The sequence below is a fragment of the Gammaproteobacteria bacterium genome, from assembly GCA_040183005.1.
Taxonomy (GTDB): domain Bacteria; phylum Pseudomonadota; class Gammaproteobacteria.
In genome coordinates this window covers 286,739-309,257 of the sequence record JAMPIW010000001.1, presented here as the reverse complement: position 1 = coordinate 309,257, position 22,519 = coordinate 286,739, and the positions used below count along the sequence as shown (strand labels likewise).

The window sequence follows — 22,519 nt, the reverse complement described above, 5'->3', positions numbered from 1 at the left end:
GGTCAGGGCCTGGATTTTGAGGTCGGCGTGTTTGAGCTGCTGGTCGCGCAGTGACAGTTGATCGCTTAACTGTTGTACTTTGTTACTCTTTTCGTCGAGCTGCTGCATCGCCAGCACAGCCCAGTTTTTGAGAGCGACAGGAGCGTCTTGCAGGGCTGCTTCGGCAACGTTTTTCATGACAAAATTATACCATGAAACACCGCAGAAAGCCGCATAAATACAGGTTTTTATTCACCATTTTTCATGGCGGCTTCAATCGTCACAAACGCCAGTCGGCCGCCGGTTGGGCCGACATCCGCTGCCAGTCGACACCAGCAATCAGCCACTGCCATTGGGCAAGTTCCAATGACCAGACCGGACTGTCCGCCTGCGGCCAGACGAAGCGCCCCCGATGCAACCGGCGCTGGCACAACCACACGCCATTGCCATCCCACAGCAACACCTTGAGCCGATCACCGCGACGGTTACGAAACACATAGGCCGAGCCATCGCAGGGGGCCTTGCCCAGCGCCTGCTGCACCCGCAGCGACAGACCATCGATGCCCACCCGCATGTCCATCGGCGCGACCGCCACCCAGATCGTATGCGGCTGCGCAATCATGACAAGCCCCGCAGCAAGGTTGCCAGCCAGCTTGCCGAAACACCGGACGGCAGCGTGAGCTGCCACCCCCCCGCGTTCTGCAACACCAACCCAGCACCGTTGACCTCCTCGATCTGCACGGGCACCAGCGTGACCGCATCCGTGCCGCTCACGCAAACGTCGTTTCGACGGTCTTTGGCGATCCGGTAGCGAAGCTGCTTCGGCACCAGTCCATGCTGCCTGCAATAATCAATCTGCTTCAGGCCACTACACCGCCAGGCCGCGACGTGCTGCTGCCAGTAGTGGCGACTTGCCTCCAACGATTTCATATTCATGTGCCGCTCTCCTGTGAAAACCACAGGGTGGCGCAAGGGTAACTATAAAAACAGGTGGGACGGCTGGACGCTTACGCTGCACCCGCACCGCCGCCACTGCTCGCACCGTGTCGACCACCCGCACCGGCGTCAAGGTCGCCGGGGCATTCTTCATCCGCTCCTCGCGCGCAAAGCGCCCCCGCCAATAGTACAAGGCATCGGCACTGATGCCCGCGCTCTTCGCATAGTCTGCAATCGTCTGCCCGCTCGTCTCCTGCCGCCGCAGGTGCTCGCGCCACTCCTGCTGTTTCTGCATCCGCTGTGCTTGTGTCTTGCTCATCATGGTGTATCCCTCGTCGCTTGGTATGTCGCGTACGAGGATCCATCACATCATGCAAAAACTCCAGGTGGGGGTAATTAATCGCTTACCAAGGTCGAGCGCTTCAACGGCTATCTGCGCCGCTCGTTTTATGTGCCGCTGGTGGCGCAGCTCAAGCAGGCGGGCTGACACTGGATGCGGTGACGGCCAATGTCCAGGTGCGTCGCTGGTTAAAAGACATCGCCAATGAACGCGTCCATGGTACGACGCACATTCAGCCCTCCAAACGCTTGCCGGAAGAATGCCTGCAACCGCTACCCAGCCCCTGGCGTGGCGACATCCGTGTGCGGCGCGTCCCCAGCGTGAGGTGACGGCAGGGCCTACAGAGCGGCCCGGGGTGGTCATCGAACGGATTGCACAGGTGTTGCCTGCGCAACACCCACTGGCGGTGTACGAGCGCCTGCTTGAACAGGCGGTGGCCGCATGAACCTCCCGCACGAAAGAATGCTGACACTGTGCGAGACGCTCAACCTGCCGTTCGTGGCTCAGGCGTACCCGGTGGCCGCACAGGACGCCGCACAGCAGGGAACGGCCTATAGCGACTTCCTGGAGGGGTTGCTCAAGGCCGAAGCGGCGGGACGCAACGTGAGAAAGCAGACCATGCTCACGCGCCTGGCAGGCTTCCCGGCGATCAAGACGCTGGACGACTTCGACTATGAATTTGCCCAAGGGGTGAAGCGCAGCCAGATCGAAGAACTGGCCGGACTGGGCTTTGTGGAGCGCAATGAGAATGTGGTGCTCGTCGGCCCTTCCGGCGTGGGCAAGACGCACTTGGCGATCGCCTTGGGTTACCGGGCGGCGCAGGCCGGCATCAAGACCCGCTTCACCACCGCCGCCGATCTGTTGCTGACACTGACGGCCGCGCACACGCAGAATCAGCTGAAGAGCGTCATGCATCGGGCTATCAACAGCTACCGCCTGCTCGTCATTGATGAAATCGGGTATCTGCCGATGAGCCGCGAGCAGGCCAACCTGTTCTTCCAGGTGATCGCGGCCCGCTACGAGAAAGGCAGCTTGATCGTCACCAGCAACCTGCCGTTCGGCCAATGGGATGCGACCTTCGCCCAGGATGCCACGCTGACCGCTGCGCTGCTCGATCGCCTGCTGCACCACGCACGCATCGTGCCGATCGCCGGCGAGAGTTACCGTCTCAAAAATCAGCGTGCAGCGGGAATGGTAAAGAGTAAGCGGGAGACTGTTCCGGCCAAATAAGCGGTATGGAGACGTAATGGGGGTGTATCAGATTTAAATCGGCATTTCATGAAAAAGTGTATCAATTTTAAATCGGCATTGACACCGTGTCATTTGGCGAATCACCAAGTGGCCGTCCACCTGTATCCTGACCGGATTGAGGCCTATGCCGAGAACGCCATCGTTGCCTGTCATCAGCGCTTGCACCATCGTGACCAGACCCGCTACGACTGGCAGCATTACATTCCCCTCATTGATCGTAAACCCGGCGCATTACGCAATGGCGCGCCGTTTAGCGAGATGCCGACTCCCTTCGCCATGCTCGCCGCCGCCTTGCGGCTTTGCTGCCGGCATCTGGGTGATCGTGTCATGGCATCCGTGCTGGCCACCGTCTCGACCCATGGCCTGGATGCCGTCCTGGTTGAAGTCGAACGGGTGCTGGAATCCGGCGTACCCAGTGCCGAGCATGTGCTGAACATGTTGGCGCGCCTCAATCAGCAAGGAATGCCCGCGCAAGTGGAAACTAGTTTGACGCTTACTGAGGAACCGCTGGCGGATACCGCACGCTATGACAGCCTGAGTATCGGGGAGGTATCCCATGTCTGACCTCATCAGCCAACTCAAAGCCCTCAAGTTGCACAGCATGGCAGAGTGTTATGTCGAATTAAAAGGCCAGGGCGCGACAGGCGCGACTGCATCCATGGAATCATCCGAATGGCTCCTGCGACATTTGGTGGAAGCCGAATCGACGGATCGTGCTATCCGTTCGATCAGTTACCAGATGCATACCGCCAGATTCCCTGTCCACCGCAACCTGGCCGGCTTTGACTTCAGCCAGTCCAAGATCGATGAGTCACTCATCAAGCGGCTCGCCACCCTGCAGTTTACCGATGCCGCACAGAACGTGGTGCTGGTTGGTGGCACGGGGACTGGCAAAACGCATTTGGCAACGTCCATCGGTGTCGCAGGCATCCAGCATCACGGCAAACGGGTGCGCTTCTACTCCACGGTGGATTTTGTTAATACGCTGGAACGGGAGAAGGCTGCGGGAAAGCAGGGCAAGCTGGCGCTCAGTCTGATGCAGATGGACCTGGTGATTCTGGATGAGCTGGGCTATCTGCCGTTCTCACAGGCAGGCGGGGCGTTGCTGTTCCATCTTCTCTCCAAGCTGTATGAGCGGACCAGCGTCATCATCACGACCAATTTAACCTTCTCCGAGTGGAGTAGCGTATTCGGGGATGCCAAGCTGACCACGGCGTTACTGGATCGGCTGACGCATCATTGCCACATCGTCGAGACCGGCAACGAGTCTTATCGCTTCAAGCAAAGCAGCACAACAGCCAAGGATCGCATTAAGGGGCTGGAGAAGGAGAAACGGTCATCACCGTTGGAGGAAACGGCACCGTTCTGACAAACATCATTCACTTCAAAAGGAGGTTAATACCGTCGCAGTCTGGTCGACTTACCCACAGCCGTGTAGTACGCTACATCGCTATAACGCCTGGTCAGAATTCAACGAGCACAGGTGGTCAGTTTTAAGTGCGCGCCAACAGTGAGGAGGCTTTGTATCTGAGCAAACAAGGTCGATTTGAAAGTGTGGGGGGTGAAGTCTGGCATGGCGGGGGTTACCAGTATTTGGTGGCGTGGCTATTAAGATGAAATATTGTGATTGATCATTCCGCGCGCGTCACGCGCAGCACTTCTTCCAGTGTGGTTGCGCCGGCCAGCACGCGGCGCAGACCGTCCTGGCGGATGCCGGGCGTCATGGTGCGCGCATGGGTTTCCATCTCCAGCTCGCTTGCGCCTTGATGGATCATGCCGCGCAACGTGGTATCGACTTCGATGACCTCGTAGATGCCGGTACGGCCCCGATAACCAAGGGAGTTGCATTGCTCGCAACCCACGGCGCTATAGAGGGTGGGCGGGTTTTCGTGGGGCAGGCCAAGGGTGTCGCATTCCGCCGCGCTGGCGGTAACCTGCTGCTTGCAGTGCGGGCACAACAGCCGCACCAGGCGCTGCGCCAATACGCCGATGAGACTGGAAGAGAGCAGGAAAGGTTCCACGCCCATGTCGCGCAAACGGGTGACGGCGCCGACGGCGGTGTTGGTGTGCAGCGTGGACAGCACCAGGTGGCCAGTGAGGCTCGACTGCACGGCGATTTCCGCTGTCTCCAGATCGCGGATCTCGCCCACCATCACAATATCCGGATCCTGGCGCAGAATGGCGCGCAGGCCGCGTGCGAAGGTCATATCCACCTTGGTGTTGACCTGCGTCTGGCCGATGCCGTCCAGATAGTATTCGATGGGGTCTTCCACCGTCATGATGTTGCGTGTTTTGTCGTTGAGGCGGGTGAGCGCAGCGTAAAGCGTAGTGGTCTTGCCGGAACCGGTTGGGCCGGTGACGAGAATGATGCCATGCGGCCTTTCGATGATGCGGTGCATCACGGTGAGCGTCGTGGGCGCCATGCCGAGCTGTTCCAGGTTGAGGCGGCCCGCCTGTTTGTCGAGCAGGCGCAGCACCACGCGCTCGCCGTGGCCGGAGGGCAGCGTGGAGACGCGTACATCCACCGGACGGCCCGCGACGCGCAGCGAAATGCGTCCGTCCTGCGGCAGGCGCTTTTCCGCGATGTCGAGCTTGGCCATCACCTTGATGCGCGCCGCGATCAGCGGCGCCAGCACACGCTTCGGCTCCAGCACTTCGCGCAGCACGCCGTCGACGCGGAAACGCACCACCAGCCGGTTTTCAAAGGGTTCAATGTGGATATCGGAGGCGTTTTCCTTGACCGCCTCGGTGAGCAACGCGTTGATCAAGCGGATGATGGGCGCGTCGTCTTCGGTTTCGAGCAGGTCTTCCGGCTCGGCGAGCTGTTGGGCGACGCTGAACAGGTCGATCTCTTCCCCCAGGTCGCCCATCATCTGCATGGCCTGCGCCGAATCATGCTCGTAGCTCTGCGCAAGCTCCGCCTCAAAGGCTTCAGGCGTGACCTGTTGCAATTTCAGCGGCGCACCAAGGAAACGCCGCAACTCGGCGAGTCCCATGCTGGTTGCGTCGGGGCGGCACAAGACTATCGCACAACCGCTTTCCCAGCCCGTCACCATCACGCCATGACGCTTGGCGAAAGGAAACGGCGGACGTTTCTCGGACACCTCCAACGGGGTGGCTACCGAGCCGTCCGTTTGCACGGCGGCATTAATTGGTGCGTCCATCGCTCGGGCCGACATTGGCAGGAGGCTTGTCCGCGGGCGGACTGTTGGTGCCCGGTTCAAACGGCGGTGGCAGCTTCATCATATCTTGCATGGGCGGCATCAGCGGCAACACTTCATTGCGCAACAACCCCCGGTCTTTCATCTGCGCATCAAGCTGTTGAGCACGTATGAAGTTATACTTGCCGCTCGTCATCCGCTCCGCAAGATCGCCATCGCGCATGATCACCGGGTGCAGGAATACCATCAGGTTGGTTTTGTCCTTGGTGTTTTTCTTGTAGCGGAACAGGCTGCCGATCAGCGGGAGGTCGCCGAGAAACGGCACCCTCTGTATATTTTCCTTGAGATCATCGGTGATCAGCCCGCCCAACACCACCACCTTGCCGTCATCCACCATCACGCTGGTCTTGATGGAGCGGGTGTTGGTAATCAAATCCGACGCGCCGCGCACTGCGCTGGTGCTGAGACTATCGACCTTCTGTTCAATATCCATCTTGATGGCGTTGCCCTCGTTGATCTGCGGCTTGACCTTCAATGTAATGCCCACATTCTGGCGCTGGATGGTCTGAAAGGGATTGACCGCAGCACCTGCCGTGCCGGTAGGGGCAGTAAATGAGCCGGTAATAAATGGCACATTCTGTCCCACGGTGATCTCGCCGTCCGAGTTATCCATCATCACCAGGGTCGGGGTAGACAGCACATTAGATGAGCCGTCGGATTCCAGCGCACGGATCAGTGCTGCGAAACTGAATCCGTCGCTGATGAAGCGGCCCAATCCGAACGTCATGCCCGGCCCGAGACTTGGGGGACGATTGGTGGCAATCGCCCCCCCGATTTCCGCGATGCTGGACCCGGCAGTACCGTTGGTAAAGTTGGTTAGTCCAATCGGAGCGTTGCTTCCTTGGGTGCGGTCGAACGTCGCCCACTGCACGCCCAACTCCGCCGCGCGGCTCGAATTGACCTCCGCAATCACCGCCTCCACCAATACTTGCGCGCGCCGCACGTCGAGCTGGCTGATCACCATCTGCAGGGAGCGGAACACATCGGGCGGGGCCGTCACCACCAAGGCGTTGAGGCTTTCATCCGCCTGGATATTGATGCCGCTGCCGGGCGGTCCGCCGCCTGTAGCGCCGCCGGGCGCCGCGCCACTCACCACTTTACCCTTGTCTTGCACCTGGCTCGCCACTCCCGTCAGCACCGGCACCAGATCCTTGGCCTTGGCATAACGCAAATAAATGACGCGGATATTGCCGCTATTCTCCAGCGGCGTATCCAAATGCGACACCAGGGCGCGCGCGCGCAACCGCCCGGACTTGCCTCCACCCATCAGGATGCTGTTGGTGCGATCATCGGCAATCAACACCGGCCGGTCGGTAATCCCGGCTGCGGCATTGGGATCGCTTTTGCGCGCCTCCTGGTCCAGGGATGTCAAGATGCGTGCCACCTCGGCGGCGGCGGCGTGTTTGAGCGGCATGACCTCCACCTCTGTTTCATCGCCAGGCTGGTCTATATCCTGGATGATCTTGGCCAGCCGCTCCACATTGGCGGCCCGATCGGAGACGATCAGCGCGTTCGTGCCCGGATACGCCACCATGTGCGCCTGTTGCGGCGCGAGGGGACGCAACACCGGCACAAGTTGGGCAGCAGAGACGTTGTTGACATGGATCACGCGCGTGACATATTCATCCCCCCTGCCGGGCCGGTCGTCATTGGCCAATGGCGTGCTGACCTGCTTGGCGTTCACGTCGGGGATAATCTTGATGACTTTGCCCATCGGCACGGCGGCAAAACCGTTCACCTCAAGCAGCGACAGAAAGACCTGATAGACCTCATCCTTGTTCATGGGCTTGGCCGAGATCACCGTGACCTTGGCCTTGACGCGCGGATCAACAATAAAATTCTTGCCGGTCACGTCGGAGACCGTGGCGATCACCGCGCCGATGTCAGCGTCTTTCAGGTTAAGCGTCACATCTTGGGCATACACTTGGAAAGGCAGCAGCAGCGCGGCCATCAACATCGGTACCGCATAAAAATTTCTGGGTATACCGCGCAACCTCCTCACACCCTTCCCCTTAATTTTGCTTTTCATCTTTAGATTAGTTCATCCGTAACACAAAAGAACGCGGAGCCCCATTACGCACTGTATCAACCCGCACTTCCCCGTCAGTTTTCAGGCTGTTCAACACTTGCATCCCCTTGGCAGGATTGTCGAGGCTCATGCCATTGACGGAGGTCACAATATCATTGGGTTCCATGCCAAAACGCGCGAGAAAACCTGGGTCTTCATTTGGCATAAAACGATAGCCTATAAATTTGCCGCCTTCGCTGACCGGTATCGGGCGAACCCGTTCCATCAGACTTTGCGGATTGCTCATCGCAGCGTCACGAAACTCCTGCATCGCGGCGTCGGAGTTTGGCATAGACATCGCAGCGCCTGGCGCACCTTCCCCGCTTGTTTCATCCTTGGGCAGCAGCAGGGTTTCATACCGGCCATCGCGCAACAGGATAACCCGATCGGCATGGATCTCCTTCAGCGTCGCCCCGCCAGGCACAGGTGCATCTATTGCGTAGAACTGCTCATTACCACTGGCATCGGCGATAATCGCCCGCGCGCTTTTTTTGTCGCGCGAGGCAATCACCCCGCGCAGATTCAAGGCAAGACTGGTCTGCGGCGCCATTTCCGCAGCTGCGCCTACATTAATCACCTGTATCTCGCCAAACAAATGCCACTGTGCCATTTCCTGATGCGAGGGTTTGCGCGCCGCCACTGGCGCAGCCGTAGCGTCGCGCTGACCAACCGCCTGGATAAGCGGGGGCGGCGCGCCGTTCTCGCGCGGCGCGGGCAACACCATCCACGTCAGTCTGGCCAGACTATACGCTATCAAGCACAACAGAATGACCACGAGCAGAAGAACCGCGCGCCGGGTCACGGAGGGCTGCAGTAGCCGCAACGCAAAATTGCGCCAAGCCACGGACGATATAAAGCCTGTGCCGCTTGCCAGCCCGTTACCCAACGTCATAGCCTTGATCATCAGGACATACTACCCGCGATTCATCACACAACGTAACGGCATCATCACGTTCCATAGAACAAAAACAATACGCCCAAAAACACCGGCTGATGCAACATATATACCGGCAGGCTATGCCGCCCGCCAAATGCCAACAGGCGCGCCACCGGATGCCTGCCTGCCCAGCGCGCAAAGGCGGGCACATTTTCCCTTTGATAAATCAGCTTGCCGATAAACATCCCGATCAATACCACGCCAAACCACGGTAGCAATGGCACATAGTCCTCGGTCACCGGCTTATGCGTCATCATCCCCAGCCATTGCCAGGCCGGAAGATCAAACCAGGGATGCTGAAACTGCAACCCCGCGACGATCAATCCCCCGCCCACTATCAAATTAAGCCAAAATAACCGCCTGAACAACAGACCAAGCACGCTGGCAACAGCGATAAAGTGCAGGATACCAAAGAAAATCATGCTATTGGGAAACATTGCATAACTCCCCGCACTCACCAGAGCAGCACAGCCCGCCACCAGCAACAAACGCCGCCCAAAGGCACGCGGGTTCACGCCGCGCGCTGTGACCAAGTGCAGGCTCACGCCCACTACCCCAAGAAACAAACCCACAATAATAGCGCGAAACCCTAACCAAAAGGGATCATTATTGAAATCAGCGCTGACTACACCGTAGTAACGCAGGTCAAACGTAAAATGATACACAAACATCATCACAACAGCCGTTCCGCGCAACACATCGACGAGCGAATAGCGCGTTGACGGGGGTGGCATGGCATCCTGCCCGCACATATTATCAGGGATTTTGACAGACTTATATTGATAGGCCACTTGACACCTTATACACAATGCCGCTATGGGACACCCTCACGCCCTTTTTGCTAGCGCCTTAAAACCGTCACAACCACACAATACCATATAACATATTGTTTTTGTTTGATTTGATAGGGCCGGCACATTTTCCGTGCAAATCAAGAACAACCCCATTGTTGTGCGGTCTGGCGACGTTTTACCCCAAGTCGTCCACAAAGTTATCCACAGGTTTTGTGGATAATGACAAATTTGTTGCGGGAGCAACAAGTTAACGGTTTCCCAGATTAGCCACAAAGTTCAGCAGGCTCATTATTTGAGCCTGTGAGTGTGGATAATAGTCGCATTTCTGGGAGGCGAGTTACCCGGCGGCAAGAGCGACCGGGGCTCTGAGAACAAGGTGTCCTTGTGTCCTTCATTGCTGCGGTGCAGACTACTGAAACTGGCCATCCGCTGTGTGCGTCGGCGCATGTTGTGCCCGATGGTTTGTGGTGTTTTAAGGCCGTTACGGCATCGGGAGCTGCTCACGAGCGTACCGTTATTGGCGGCGGCGCGGCCAGTGTGTGAAGCTGGAGAAATTCCGCGCGGTCAATACCCTCTTGAGCAATCTGAAAACGGCGTTCTCTGGCACTTATCATGCGTTCAATTTCTCCAAGTATGCCCATCGTTACCTCGCTGAAATTCAATATCGCTTTAACCGCCGATTCGACCTATCGGTCATTCTGCCCAGACGGCCTCGCGCATCAGCCGTTACTTCACCTCATCCCGAGCGTATTATTATCTCGGTATTATTATCTCGGCTGAACTTTGTGGCTAATCAGGAACTCCCGTGACCCAGAATACGCTGTAAGGTAATGATGCTTCCTCCATTCATCATGAATGGCTGGCAAACGTGTGACTCAGGACATGGGTCGATTGCCCCTTCAGTAGGGCTAAGCCTGCGTATTCCATGATTCCTGTGCCGTAATGATATTGTCAACACTTTAGGTCGACCCAACAGCCGTGTCACCCGCTGCCATTGGGGTTGCTGAAACAGTAACCGGTAGCGCCGCGAAAACGCGGAACAAAATCGAAGTAGATTGCGGTACTTGAGATCGACAGAAGGATGGTGCCACTGGCACCGCTGGCATCAACCTCGCACGGCCGGGTCATCGTCGATCATCAGTGCGGCTGTATTGTGTTCCGTAGCGCCACGGGCAAGCTTAACTTTCAAGTGCAGGTTGTTACGCGAGTCTGCGTGATGCAGCGCCTCCTCAACCGTGATCTTGCCAGCCTGATACAGGGAGAGCAACGATGCGTCGAAAGTACACATGCCCTGGTCGCCGCTTTTCTCCATGGCCTCACGAATCTTCTCGACTTCGCCTTTAATAATAAGATCAGCGATGTAGGGCGAGTTGAGCATGACTTCTACCGCCGGCACCCGGTGACCATCAATACCATTCACAAGGCGCTGTGAAATGATGGCGCGCAGATTGAGAGACAGGTCTTCGAGTAGTTGGCGGCGGGCGGTATCGGGGAAGAAATTCAGTATCCGCTCCAATGCCTGATAGGAATTGCTGGCATGCAGCGTCGAGAGGCACAGATGGCCGGTTTCGGCGTAGGCAATGGCCTGCTGCATGGTGTCACGATCACGGATCTCGCCGATCAGGATCACGTCCGGCGCCTCGCGCATGGCGTTCTTGAGGGCATTGGCGTAGCTCAGGGTGTCGATGCCGACCTCGCGCTGATCGACGACACATTTTTCATGATGGTGCATGAACTCGATTGGATCCTCGATAGTGAGAATATGGCCGGGTATGGTGTGGTTGCGGTGACTGATCATGGCCGCCAGGGTGGTGGATTTTCCCGAGCCTGTGGCGCCCACAACCAGAATCAGGCCGCGTGCGAGGGTGACGAGGCGGTTCAGGGTCTCCGGCAGATTCAGTTCAGCAACCTTCGGGAGGGTGGATTTTATATAACGCACCAGAAGTGTCCGGTAATTTAATTGAATAGATTCAATTGGTTATTGTCTTTCTGCATGCTCATTTGCGTCTCCGCATTTTTAAGTAATTGATCGAGTGGCGTTTTCTCGAAAAGAGTCAGGCTCAAAATCTGTAGGATTGTGTAAAGCGAAGCCTCGGTATTGAGCCGCTTTTTCACGATGGCGACCACGACGTAAACCGCGATGGCGATCCATATTTGCGTCTTGACTGCATTCTCGGTGGTGCCATAGAACCGCTTGATTCGAAGATGCTGTTTGATCCACTTGAAGAATAGCTCGACCTGCCAGCGGCAACGATAAAGCTGAGCGATGGTCAGCGCAGGCAGGTCGAAGTTGTTGGTCAGAAAGACCAGAAACCTGTCGTGTTCGGCATCGTAGAACTTGATGCGTCGCAGGTGCTGCGGGTAATCCTTGCTGGCCTTGCGAGCAGTCAATGCAATGGTCTGGTCGCAGCGCAGTCCAGTGGACTTGTCCACGGTGCGAGAGTAGACGCGACGAAAGAGCAGATTGGATTTGCCACGGATGACAAAGAACGCCTGTGCTTGATGCAGGGTGAACCAGCGAGCGAAGTCGGTGAAGCCACGATCCATGATGTAAAAGCTGCCGGCTTCGGGTATCAGGATATCGAGCACATTGACCTCGTGCATCTTGCCATCGCTGATGTGGATGAAGGTTGGAATGTTGCCGCGCAGGTCGAGCAGCGTATGCATCTTGACGGCAGCTTTGGTGGAGCGGAAGCGTGCCCACGGAAAGACGCTCAAGCACAGGTCGATGGTCGTGGTATCGAGTGCGTAGACCGTCTGTTCCAGTTCGACCGCAAAGCTGTCGCTGGCGTAAAGCTTTCTGGCGGTCTGGATTAAGCTCATCGCGAAATCCGCGTAGATGCGACGGTCGCGTTGCTCGTTGGCATCGGCCAGCGTGCTCTTGGCGATGTTGCCTCGTATGCCCAAGTGATAGAGCTTGGCTTGGTGGGCGCGCAGACAGGTTTCGATGTCGCGCAGGCTTTCGCGGTAAGTCAGCTGCGCGAACGCCATGCAGAGAAATTGATCGAGATGCGAAAAAGTCTTGGTGGGATATTTGGAAGGGTAGCGCTGCACGCAGCGACGGAATGTGTGAAGGGGCAAATGCTCCATGAGTTGTGCGAACACCAACTGGCCTGAATACATGACGGAAACTCCTGGGGGGAAAGCCCCAGTTTCCCAAAAAATTCACGTTCAAGTCGGTGACACCCCTAAACACACACTTTCCTATTCAACATCATCATGTTATATAGCCGTCTTTGCGAAATTGCCGGACACTTCTGATAACGCACCACCATGCTGACCTCGCCGCGCTGTCGGTAGACGTTGACCCTGAATCGGCCAGTCGCCGGCACGGAGACTGAAAAATTCATTTCGAGATTGGCCTCGAACTCCTTTACCTGTTCATCGCGCATCAGGCTGTAGGCAAGTTGCTTGACGGTGCCGGGAGGCAGTGGCTGGTTGCCAATGGGGCCAACTTTGCCCTCGATCTTGATGGTGACGGGCGCCCCTGTGCTGAAGAACAGGTCGGAGGCATGTTTGTCGGCCATGAGTTGCAGATAGGGCGTGATATCCATGAGGGTATTCCTGTGCTATTCAAGTCTGTAGACATCGGCGAGCGAAATATCGCGCGCGCGCCCGTTGCAGGGCGTTGGCCGTCAGGGGTGTCATGCCGCCTTTTCTGACCTGCGAGAGTAGGGTTTCTATGTCGCCGCGCTTATCAATGGGGTCCTTGACGGTGGGCGTCACTTTCAAAAGTTCATAGCTGTCCGGCACATGCAGCCCCCCCGACCTTGATCTGGCCATCAGGCAGATGAATGGCCACCTTGGCACCAAGCGGCATGGCGCGGGGTGATGATGTGCTCAATGGGTCAGCCAATTGCACTGAAGCTGAATCGGGATTCATTGAACAGTGCCAAGCAGGCATCGACCACGGCGGGATCGAGGCTGGTGCCGCGTGTCCTGGTCACTTCAGTCAGCGCCTTTTCGATGCCCAGTGAAGGGCGATACGGGCGATGAACGCTCATCGCCTCGACCACATCGGCTACAGCAATGATACGCGCTTCCAGGATGATGTCATTCCCTCGCAGTCCGGCGGGATAGCCCGTGCCGTCCATGCGTTCATGATGTTGCAGGATCATGTCCGCGATGGGCCACGGGAAGTCGGTATCGGCAATGATCTCATGACCTACCGTGGAGTGGGTCTTGATAAGCATGAACTCCTCGGAGGTCAACTTGCCAGGGCGGTTCAATATCTCGAACGGGATATAGATTTTGCCGATGTCATGAATCAGCGCACCTAGGTGAATGCCCTTAATCTGATGATCGCTCAGGCCCATCTCGCGGCCGATGGCGCTGGATAGTTCCGCCACGCGTTGCTGATGGCCGGCGGTGTAGGGGTCACGTTTTTCCAGGGTTCTGACCAATGCGAGCACGGTGTTGCGCAGGGATTGTGCCAATTGTTCAGCGTGGCGGGCCTGCATGATCTCCATGTTATGCCGTTCGGTTATGTCTCGCACCATTCCGATGGCGTGCCAGCGTCCCTGGATATTGACGGCGGAGATGGAGTTTTCGGAGATAATGGTGCTTCCGTCCTTTCTCCGGCCAGCAAGCGTGGCGACCTTGCCGATGATGGGATCCTTGCCGGTATTCTTGAACTCTGATAGACCATGCCTGAACAGTGACAGTTGCTCTGTATCGACGAGCAGTTCATTCAACGGTTTTCCCAGGATCTCCGAGGCTGGATAACCATACATCTTTTCCGCCGCCGGATTCCAGAACTGGATCAGTCCTTCGTCATCGAGCACAATGATGGCATCCTGGGCGAAGTCGGTTATGATCTGCAGCTTTTCCTGGTTTTCCTTGAGTGCTGCCAAGGTTTTCTTCTGACTAGTCACATCATGCAGGATCTGGACGACCTGCATGAACTTGCCCTGCGTGTCCTGCATCACAAACGCGCGGGACTGAAATGTCCGCCCATCCTCCAGCACGATCTCATCACATTCGGCGCCTTTGGCGGTCGAGATGTTATCAATGATCTCGCAACCCTTGCTTGGGCCGTCCATCTTCGGGAAGACTTCCCAGTAGGGCCTGCCCAGGGCGGTCTTGATTGGCATGCCTGCCAGCTCGGCATAGGCCTGGTTGATGCGCGTCAGCCGGAACTCGGCGTCATGAACGAAGATCGGATCGCGCACGGCATCGAACACCGCCCGCCATGCCAGGAAGGCGTGTTCGAGTTGTTGCTGATTGAGGTTGGACAACTGTAATAAGTGCAACAGGTCCGGATCTTCAACGTGCCTTTCAAAGAAGGCATGGACGTCGGCCATCAGGGTGGGTACATCGGCACTCAGTGACTCGGTGTCAGCCGCTGTGGTCGGCGGCAGGTTGATGTTTTCGACCAGGGTGCGGGCCGAGGCTTCCGCTTTCATAGTGTTGCTTTCCTGTGGGAGATCAGTCTATGGATATCGGCCCTGCGCCATGAATTGTTAAATGTATATAAAATGGTAACTATTCAGCGGGCTTCAAGATAAGACGTCATCCCAGCGACGCACATGGAAGTGCGAGTGCCGCCAGAGGCAGGACACCGGAAGCGGGCCATGGATGGCTATCTTTGCCGTGAGATAGGGCCTGCACCTTAATGAGCGATGGTCGCAGACAGTGGATAGAATTATGGGCAAGACCCCAAGCGGGTTCCTGATTAGCCACAAGGTTCAGCAGGCTCATTATTTGAGTCTGTGAGTGTGGATAATAGTCGCAATTGGGTATCTCCTTCACCCAAGTAACGGAAGGGTTCCAGAAAAAGTGGGGAACGATCCCTCAAAATGGCACAATCTCTGATCTCCAGCGCCAATATTCTAGCTTTTTCCGCCTTTGTTTGACCACAAATGGCCGTGTTGCCGTCGAGCGCACCGTTCCATGGTTTTACTTGGGTGAAGGAGATACCCATTTGGAGCAATTGCCGAGAAAATGCTATAGAAATGTAGGGGTTTCCCGAAGGTCGTAAGAGAGTTTCTTGAGAACGCTACCAAGCGTCGCACACATTCCTTAACGGGCGCGTCAAGAGGATTAAGCAAGCACCATTCGTGCGCATCCCTACTTCCAGCGCAAGATAACCCAGCCAGGGATCGCTATTTTGGGATCCAGGTCGTTGCGCCGCGTTTCCAGATTGCCGTCGCCGTCGGTATCGACCAGATAGTAAGGCGGGCCGACAGCGGGGGTCACCTTGACCGTATAAAGCACACCGCCGATCCGGTATTCTTCCACCTTTTCATTGGGACGCTGGATGATTTTGACGTCAGGCTCGGGAATCTCCCCACTGTTTAACCCGTCTGTCGGCGGTGGCGGAAGATCGGGCTTTGCTGTCTCGTTCGCCGCCCATGATGGGGCCGTAAGCAGTACAGAGATTAATATTGCAAGGAATGTCCGTATCACGCGCTTTTCCTTAATGTTTTCAGAGATCCAATAACGTCGCCTGCTCATCGGCAGAAGGCTCGAAACCGCGATGCTCGTAGTGGTTGAAAATCGCGTCCACCACCTCTTGCGGGGTGTCGACGATGTGCATCAAATCGAGATCCTCCGGGCTGATGACACCTTCCGTCACCAGTGTTGACCTGAACCAGGCGAGCAGCCCTTCCCAGAACGGCTTGTGTACCAGAATCACGGGGATCTGACGGGTTTTGTGTGTCTGTATCAGCGTCAGAATCTCCATCATCTCATCCAGCGTGCCAAAACCGCCCGGCAACACCACGTAAGCCGAGGCATATTTGACGAACATTACCTTGCGCGAAAAAAAGTGCCTGAAGTTAAGAGAGATGTTCTGATAAGGATTGGTTGTCTGTTCATGGGGCAGCACAATATTGAGACCGATGCTGGGCGATTTTCCGGCAAATGCGCCTTTGTTGGCAGCTTCCATGATGCCCGGCCCGCCACCGCTCACCACGCTGAAGCCGGCGTCCGACAACAGAAGCGCAATATCTTCGGTGAGCTTATAATAAGGATGGTCCACTGGCGTGCGCGCCGAACCGAAGATGCTGACCGAAGGCTTGATCTGCGACAGTCGTTCGAAGCCTTCGACAAATTCCGCCATGATCTGGAAGATCTTCCACGACTCACGTGTCAGCGATGTGTCATTGACAGGCTTGAAGCTGGGATGAGCATTTCTTTCTTGTGAGTTCATAATAGTCACCGAAAATTAAGTCGCCACCGAAGGGCGTGCCGGGAAAAGCTTATATTGAATATATCGGGCTGTTGGCGACATACTTAATTCGAATAGCTCTAATCATAAACGAAAAAGCCCTTTAAGGCATAGCCATTAGACTGCAAACTCGCTACGACAACCTTATTCAATCACGCACCACTGGCCAAGACACCAAACACTATGACCGAAACCACACCCAAACCACTGATCCTGGTAGACGGCTCCTCTTACCTCTACCGCGCCTTCCATGCCCTGCCGCCGCTGACCAATTCGCGCGGCGAACCGACCGGGGCGGCGTATGGCGTGGTCAATATGCTGCGCAAGTTGATCGCGGACTATCAATCGGAGCATGTCACGGTGGTGTTCGACGCCAAGGGCAAGACCTTCCGCGATGAGCTGTTCGAACACTACAAGGCGCACCGCCCGCCGATGCCGGACGATCTGCGCACACAGATCGAGCCGCTGCACGCCATCGTGCGCGCCATGGGATTGCCGGTGCTGGTGATAGACGGCGTTGAGGCCGACGATGTGATCGGCACCCTGGCGGTGCAGGCCGCCGCACTCAATTTGCCGGTGGTGATTTCCACTGGCGACAAGGATATGGCACAACTGGTCGATGGGCATGTCACCCTCGTCAACACGATGAGCAATACGACACTCGATGCGCAGGGTGTGATCGAAAAGTTTGGGGTTTCCCCCGGCCAGATCATCGACTACCTGGCGCTGGTGGGCGATACCTCGGACAACATCCCCGGCATCCCCAAGGTCGGCCCCAAGACCGCCGCCAAGTGGCTGCAGGAACATGGCTCGCTGAACAACATCATCGCCAAAGCCGGTCAAATCAGCGGCAAGGTCGGCGAGAGCCTGCGCGAGAATCTGCACCTGCTGCCGCTATCGCGGCAACTGGCGACGATCCGCTGCGACGTGCCGCTGCCGGTGGGGCCGCTCGACCTGCAATCCCAACCCGCCGATACCGCAGCACTACGTGAGCTGTTTCAGCGCATGGAGTTCAAAACCTGGCTGGGACAGCTGGATCAGGAAAAACCCGCAAACGATCCATCCCCTGCCCCCCCGTCCCTGGCCTCTGACTACCAAACCGTGCTCACCGAAGCAGATCTGGAGCACTGGCTCTCCCGCCTGGAGCAGGCCGAACTGTTCGCCTTCGACACCGAGACCACTAGCCTGGACTATATGCAAGCCGAAATCGTAGGCGTGTCGTTTTGCATTCAGCCAGGTGAGGCCGCCTATGTGCCACTGGCGCACGACTACCCCGGCGCGCCCGCCCAGCTATCTCGCGAATGGGTTTTAGAGCGGTTGCGCCCGTTGCTGGAAGACGCCAGCCGCCCCAAGGTAGGCCAGAATCTAAAATATGACATGAGCGTATTGGCCAACCACGGCATCACATTGGCGGGCATTCGCTATGACACCATGCTGGAATCCTATGTGCTCAACAGCACCGCCTCACGCCACGACATGGACACGCTGGCGCTGACCCATCTGGGCCACAAGACCATCCGTTTCGAAGATATCGCGGGCAAGGGTGCAAAGCAGCTCACCTTTAATCAGATCGGCATCGAGCAGGCCGCGCCGTATGCCGCCGAGGATGCCGACATCACCCTGCGCCTGCATCACGCATTATGGCCGCGCCTGTCGGCAGAGCCGGGCCTAGAAAAACTGTTCAATGAAATCGAAGTGCCGCTGGTGCCGGTGCTGTCGCGTATCGAGCGCAACGGCGTGCTGGTGGATGCCGGGATGCTATACCGGCAGAGCGAGGAGCTTGCGCGGCAGATGCTGGATATCCAGCAACAGGCGCATAGCGCCGCCGGACAACCCTTTAACCTCGATTCGCCCAAGCAGATCCAGGCCATCCTGTTCGACAAGCTACAACTGCCGGTGCTGGAGAAGACCCCTAAGGGCCAACCTTCCACCGCCGAATCGACGCTCGCCGAACTGGCGCTGGACTATCCGCTGCCGAAACTGATCCTCGAACACCGCACCTTAGCCAAGCTGAAATCGACCTACACCGACAAACTACCGGGGCAGATCAATCCACGCAGCGGACGCGTTCATACTTCGTATCATCAGGCGGTGGCGGCTACGGGCCGATTATCATCTTCAGACCCGAACTTGCAGAATATCCCGATCCGCAGCGCCGAAGGGCGGCGCATCCGCCAAGCCTTCATCGCCCCGCCGGGACACAAGATCGTTGCAGCGGATTACTCGCAAATCGAACTGCGCATCATGGCCCACCTGTCGCAAGACGACGGCCTGCTGCGCGCCTTCAGCCGTGGCGAAGACATCCACCGCGCCACCGCCGCCGAGATCTTCGGCGCATCGCCCGATCAAGTCACCTCCGAGCAACGCCGCAATGCCAAGGCCATCAACTTCGGACTGATTTACGGCATGTCCGCCTTCGGCCTGGCGCGGCAACTGGGCGTCGAACGCGGCGCGGCGCAACAATATATGGACCTCTATTTCGCCCGTTATCCCGGCGTAAAGGCATTCATGGACCGCACGCGCACCCAAACCCGCGCCGACGGCTACGTGGAAACCCTGTTTGGCCGCCGCCTGTATCTGGCGGACATCAAATCCAGCAACCAGCAACGCCGCCAATACGCCGAACGCGCCGCCATCAACGCCCCGATGCAAGGCACCGCCGCCGACATCATCAAACTCGCCATGCTCAAAACCGACGCCATGATCCTCGCCGGAAACCTGACCGCAAAAATGGTGATGCAAGTACACGATGAACTGGTCTTTGAGGTACCCGAAAACACCCTCCGCCAAACCATCGAAGACATTCGCCACTGCATGTCCAGCGCGGCCACCTTATCCGTGCCGCTGGTGGTAGACATCGGCGTTGGCAACAATTGGGATGAGGCGCATTAGGATGAGGGAGCTTGATGCCCCCTCACCAACAACTTATGGCGCGCCGTGCGCACCCTACGCCGGAACGGGCAGCCCCGAAATTCAGGGGGTTAGCGTAACAAGCACACCCACCCAGCGGGTGACCCGGCACACCTTGTCAAAGTCCTGTTTTTCCTCTGCATTCTCTGCGCTCTCTGCGGTGAATCGCCGCTTTTAGGATGAAACGTGCCAATGTAATATGCTATCGTTGAAAAAACATGGGTTTGACTATTGGTTGCACGGCGCAAGCAACGGGGTTGGGCAAGAAGGCGGGGGCTGGCGGGTGGATGTTGCCGCCTCTTACCAAAAACGTGATGGGGTTATTCGAATTCCATTTCAAAACGCCAATAATTATGTAGGGTGCGTCCCACGCACCACAATCATTGGTGCGTGGGACGCACCCTACGATTCTTACCAAAAACGTGATGGGGTTACTTATGTTGCTGGATGAATTGCATGACAAGAAAGAGGTCATCGCGGCCTTGGGCGGTCAATATGGCGCCCGGCGCATCCGCGTGTTTGGTTCTGTCGCACGGCGCGAGGAGCGGCCTGATAGCGATGTGGATTTTCTGGTGGATTTTCCCTGCGGTTACGATATCTTCACCCAACGCCTGCCGCTGACAGAACGGCTGGCGGATTTGCTCCATCGCCGGGTGGAGCTGGTGCCGGAACATGAACTCAACCGCCATATCCGTGAGCAGGTTCTGAAGGAGGCGGTGGAGTTATGAGCAAGCCCTGGCAGCCCTATGCGCTGCATATCCTTGACGCCATTGCGAAGATTCGACGCATCTAGCAGCCTGTCTGACTTAGGTCGAATCTACTGCGAAAGCGGGAGAGCGGTCCATTTTTCCGCTATTTTTCGTTAAATAGTGCCAGCTATTCTCTTCAAAATAGCGGAAAACTGTCCTCGCCCTCCCACTTTCTCGCTACGATCCCCTAAGTCAGACAGGCTGCCAGGCGCGCGGCGATCTTACCCAGGATGATGTGCTGTACGATGCCGCCTTGCGTAACCTGCAGACACTCTCCGAGGCCACGCAACTGCTGCCGGAGGAGAAAAAGGCCGTCTTTCCGGCCATCTCCTGGCGCGAAATCAGCGGCTTTCGCAATATCCTCGTGCATAACTATCTGGGCGATATTGATCCGTTGACGGTTGCCGCAGTGATCAAACAGCATCTCCAGCCGCTTGAAAAGTGTATCCGTGCCATGCTGGAGGAGGCAACCCCGTAGGCCGGGTTAAGGATTATGATCGTTAGGCGGCACATCCCTGACCAGCCAGCGTGTTACGCCGCCGCGCCACAAAGCCCACCAAACCCAGTCCAGCCAGCATCATCACCCAGGTTTCCGCCTCTGGCACCGCCGCCACCTGCAACGTCACGTCATGGGGGTTGTAGAGCACATTGAAGGCCACGCCCGCACCGAAACCATTGACGCTGAGGCCGCTGAAGGTCGTTCCCGCCCGATCGTCAAAGGTCATCACCTTAAAGCTAATGAAATGGACTCCACCCTTCTTCAAACGGCATCATAGTGTGCCAAGCGGGTGAGTTAGGTCACCGGCCAAACGAAAAAGGAGGAGTCCGACATGAAGCATAACGCAACAGTAATTGGTTTGGATATTGCCAAGAACGTGTTTTACGCCGTGGGCCGGGATGAGCGTGGCAATGAGGTATTGAAACGAAAGATGTCGCGGGACCAGGTGCTGACATTTTTTGCCAATCTGCCTGCCGCGAAGGTCGGGATTGAGGCCTGTGCCAGTGCGCATTACTGGGCGCGAGAAATCAGTAAACTGGGGCATGAAGTACGGCTTATTGCCGGCCAGCGCGTGAGCCGACGGGTGGTCGGCAACAAGAATGATTATCGCGATGCGAAGGCGATTTGCGAGCTGAGGGCCGAACCCGAGACCCTGTATGTGCCGACCAACACCGAGGCGCAGCAGGATGTGCAGATGCTGCACCGGGTTCGTCAGCGCCTGGTGGAAAACCGCACAGCACTGATGTTGCAGGCACGCAGTCTGCTGGGCGAATACGGTATGAGTTTCTCCCAAGGGGCTACGGCGTTGCGCAAGGCGTTACCCCGCGTGCTCGGCGGAGAACATAACGGACTCTCCCCCAGCGCCCTGGAGACATTTGCCGACCTGCAGGAACAGTTGACGGCGCTGGATAAACGGATCGAGCACTACGACGAGCGCATCCAGCGGCTGGCACGCCAAGACGCTCAGGCCGCGCGATTGATGGGGCTGCCGGGTGTTGGCCCGCTCACCGCCACCGCCTTTGTCGCGGCTGTGGGTGACCCGCATCATTTCCCGGCAGGGCGTAACTTTGCGGCAAATCTGGGTCTCACGCCACACGAGCATTCCAGCGGCGGCAAACAACAGCTATTCGGCATCTCCAAGCGTGGAGACCGCTACCTGCGCACCTTGCTGATCCACGGGGCGCGCAGTGCGCTACGCTGTGCCGAGGGCAAGCAGGACCGTTTGCTGCTCTGGGCCTTGAAGCTCAAGGCAACCAAGGGTTTTAATGTCGCCGCCGTAGCCTTGGCGAATAAACTGGCGCGAGTAGCCTGGGCCATGCTTGCGCATGGCCGCCGTTATGAGGCGCAGTGGAACCCGCAACCCACTGTGGCGATCAGCTGATATTGCCAAGCCGTTAAGTTTTTTTAGTAAACGAAGCAGCAAGACCTGCCACGATTGCGAAGGTGAAGAAACGAACGATGCCCAACAGGTAAGACCGACGACGGGACACTCCGCAACGGCGTATGGCCAGCAAGGCCGAGACGCTATTTGGAACCCGACGTGCGTATTGCATTATGGCCCGAGCCGATTAATGGCTCACACTGAGGCCGGATAGATACACGCAATCCTTATCCTGAGAGCAAAATTTCAATCTTCCCCTTGCAAAACGGGTGGAGTCCATAGA

The 22,519-nt window shown here is 57.2% G+C and carries 21 protein-coding genes and 4 pseudogenes; 10 read left to right on the top strand and 15 right to left on the bottom strand.

The genetic code is table 11. The annotated features are described in order from the left end of the window. Positions 1-259: 259 nt before the first annotated feature. From tnpB to M3A44_01485, 3 genes are read right to left on the bottom strand one after another with little or no spacing between them, the layout of a single operon-like run. A complete protein-coding gene (gene tnpB / locus M3A44_01495; protein ID MEQ6340341.1) occupies positions 260-601 on the bottom strand; it encodes an IS66 family insertion sequence element accessory protein TnpB in 342 nt (113 codons plus the stop codon). Next, positions 598-915: an IS66 family insertion sequence element accessory protein TnpB gene (locus M3A44_01490; protein MEQ6340340.1), complete on the bottom strand. Its 318-nt coding sequence runs from the start codon at positions 913-915 to the stop codon at positions 598-600. The genes tnpB and M3A44_01490 overlap by 4 nt, the downstream gene beginning before the upstream one ends. Beyond that, entirely contained in the window at positions 848-1,237 is a 390-nt protein-coding gene (locus M3A44_01485) for a hypothetical protein (GenBank protein MEQ6340339.1), read from the bottom strand. Before M3A44_01485 ends, M3A44_01490 begins: the two co-directional genes overlap by 68 nt. 87 nt (positions 1,238-1,324) lie before the next feature. Between M3A44_01485 and M3A44_01480 the strand changes: the two are divergent. The 5 genes and pseudogenes from M3A44_01480 (at position 1,325) to istB (M3A44_01460) (ending at position 3,875) form a co-directional block, all read left to right on the top strand. After that, positions 1,325-1,515: pseudogene (locus tag M3A44_01480) on the top strand (IS21 family transposase). After that, positions 1,515-1,700 (top strand): hypothetical protein, encoded by a 186-nt coding sequence (locus M3A44_01475; protein MEQ6340338.1) that lies wholly within the window; start codon positions 1,515-1,517, stop codon positions 1,698-1,700. The pseudogene M3A44_01480 and the gene M3A44_01475 overlap by 1 nt, the downstream one beginning before the upstream one ends. Next, positions 1,697-2,485, top strand: coding sequence for an IS21-like element helper ATPase IstB (istB, locus tag M3A44_01470; protein MEQ6340337.1), 789 nt, complete (start codon positions 1,697-1,699; stop codon positions 2,483-2,485). The genes M3A44_01475 and istB (M3A44_01470) overlap by 4 nt, the downstream gene beginning before the upstream one ends. Positions 2,486-2,593: 108 nt before the next feature. Beyond that, positions 2,594-3,070: pseudogene (locus M3A44_01465) on the top strand (IS21 family transposase). Continuing rightward, entirely contained in the window at positions 3,063-3,875 is an 813-nt protein-coding gene (gene istB / locus M3A44_01460; protein MEQ6340336.1) for an IS21-like element helper ATPase IstB, read from the top strand. The pseudogene M3A44_01465 and the gene istB (M3A44_01460) overlap by 8 nt, the downstream one beginning before the upstream one ends. A 262-nt stretch (positions 3,876-4,137) precedes the next feature. Here istB (M3A44_01460) and gspE read toward each other — a convergent pair whose 3' ends face one another. From gspE to M3A44_01440, 4 genes are all read right to left on the bottom strand, one after another. Beyond that, positions 4,138-5,562 (bottom strand): type II secretion system ATPase GspE, encoded by a 1,425-nt coding sequence (gene gspE, locus M3A44_01455; GenBank protein MEQ6340335.1) that lies wholly within the window; start codon positions 5,560-5,562, stop codon positions 4,138-4,140. Between the two features lie 91 nt (positions 5,563-5,653). Then, the gene (gene gspD / locus M3A44_01450) at positions 5,654-7,756 is read right to left on the bottom strand and encodes a type II secretion system secretin GspD (protein ID MEQ6340334.1); all 2,103 of its coding nucleotides are present in this window, start codon (positions 7,754-7,756) and stop codon (positions 5,654-5,656) included. A gap of 7 nt (positions 7,757-7,763) precedes the next feature. Beyond that, on the bottom strand, positions 7,764-8,699 hold the full coding sequence (gspC, locus tag M3A44_01445) for a type II secretion system protein GspC (GenBank protein MEQ6340333.1): 936 nt from the start codon (positions 8,697-8,699) through the stop codon (positions 7,764-7,766). 44 nt (positions 8,700-8,743) lie between these two features. After that, entirely contained in the window at positions 8,744-9,466 is a 723-nt protein-coding gene (locus M3A44_01440; protein MEQ6340332.1) for a DUF1624 domain-containing protein, read from the bottom strand. Between the two features lie 379 nt (positions 9,467-9,845). Between M3A44_01440 and M3A44_01435 the strand changes: the two are divergent. Next, a pseudogene (locus M3A44_01435) lies at positions 9,846-10,335 on the top strand (transposase). 296 nt (positions 10,336-10,631) lie between these two features. Here the strand turns inward: M3A44_01435 and M3A44_01430 are convergent. The 7 genes and pseudogenes from M3A44_01430 to M3A44_01400 form a co-directional block, all read right to left on the bottom strand. Then, positions 10,632-11,471 (bottom strand): annotated as a pseudogene (locus tag M3A44_01430) (PilT/PilU family type 4a pilus ATPase). Positions 11,472-11,482: 11 nt separating this feature from the next. Continuing rightward, positions 11,483-12,649 (bottom strand): IS4 family transposase, encoded by a 1,167-nt coding sequence (locus M3A44_01425; GenBank protein ID MEQ6340331.1) that lies wholly within the window; start codon positions 12,647-12,649, stop codon positions 11,483-11,485. Between the two features lie 65 nt (positions 12,650-12,714). After that, positions 12,715-13,080: a hypothetical protein gene (locus M3A44_01420; GenBank protein MEQ6340330.1), complete on the bottom strand. Its 366-nt coding sequence runs from the start codon at positions 13,078-13,080 to the stop codon at positions 12,715-12,717. A 19-nt stretch (positions 13,081-13,099) separates the two neighbouring features. Then, a complete protein-coding gene (locus tag M3A44_01415; protein ID MEQ6340329.1) occupies positions 13,100-13,309 on the bottom strand; it encodes a hypothetical protein in 210 nt (69 codons plus the stop codon). Between the two features lie 65 nt (positions 13,310-13,374). Continuing rightward, positions 13,375-14,931, bottom strand: a complete 1,557-nt coding sequence (locus M3A44_01410; GenBank protein MEQ6340328.1) for a PAS domain S-box protein — start codon at positions 14,929-14,931, stop codon at positions 13,375-13,377. A 664-nt stretch (positions 14,932-15,595) separates the two neighbouring features. After that, positions 15,596-15,934 carry a DUF2782 domain-containing protein gene (locus M3A44_01405; GenBank protein MEQ6340327.1) on the bottom strand — a complete coding sequence of 113 codons (339 nt, stop codon included), beginning with the start codon at positions 15,932-15,934 and terminating at the stop codon, positions 15,596-15,598. 19 nt (positions 15,935-15,953) lie between these two features. After that, positions 15,954-16,679 (bottom strand): TIGR00730 family Rossman fold protein, encoded by a 726-nt coding sequence (locus tag M3A44_01400; protein ID MEQ6340326.1) that lies wholly within the window; start codon positions 16,677-16,679, stop codon positions 15,954-15,956. 201 nt (positions 16,680-16,880) lie between these two features. Here M3A44_01400 and polA point away from each other — a divergent pair, with 201 nt between their 5' ends. The 3 genes from polA (at position 16,881) to M3A44_01385 (ending at position 20,834) form a co-directional block, all read left to right on the top strand. After that, positions 16,881-19,589 carry a DNA polymerase I gene (gene polA / locus M3A44_01395; protein ID MEQ6340325.1) on the top strand — a complete coding sequence of 903 codons (2,709 nt, stop codon included), beginning with the start codon at positions 16,881-16,883 and terminating at the stop codon, positions 19,587-19,589. A gap of 455 nt (positions 19,590-20,044) precedes the next feature. After that, positions 20,045-20,335: a nucleotidyltransferase domain-containing protein gene (locus M3A44_01390; GenBank protein MEQ6340324.1), complete on the top strand. Its 291-nt coding sequence runs from the start codon at positions 20,045-20,047 to the stop codon at positions 20,333-20,335. A 256-nt stretch (positions 20,336-20,591) separates the two neighbouring features. Beyond that, entirely contained in the window at positions 20,592-20,834 is a 243-nt protein-coding gene (locus M3A44_01385) for a DUF86 domain-containing protein (GenBank protein MEQ6340323.1), read from the top strand. A gap of 22 nt (positions 20,835-20,856) precedes the next feature. Here the strand turns inward: M3A44_01385 and M3A44_01380 are convergent, their stop codons facing one another. Beyond that, complete coding sequence (locus M3A44_01380; GenBank protein ID MEQ6340322.1) at positions 20,857-21,081, bottom strand: PEP-CTERM sorting domain-containing protein; 225 nt, start codon at positions 21,079-21,081, stop codon at positions 20,857-20,859. Between the two features lie 105 nt (positions 21,082-21,186). On the opposite strand from M3A44_01380, the gene M3A44_01375 reads away from it, so the two are divergent. Further along, positions 21,187-22,236, top strand: coding sequence for an IS110 family transposase (locus M3A44_01375; protein ID MEQ6340321.1), 1,050 nt, complete (start codon positions 21,187-21,189; stop codon positions 22,234-22,236). The last annotated feature ends 283 nt before the right edge of the window (positions 22,237-22,519 follow it).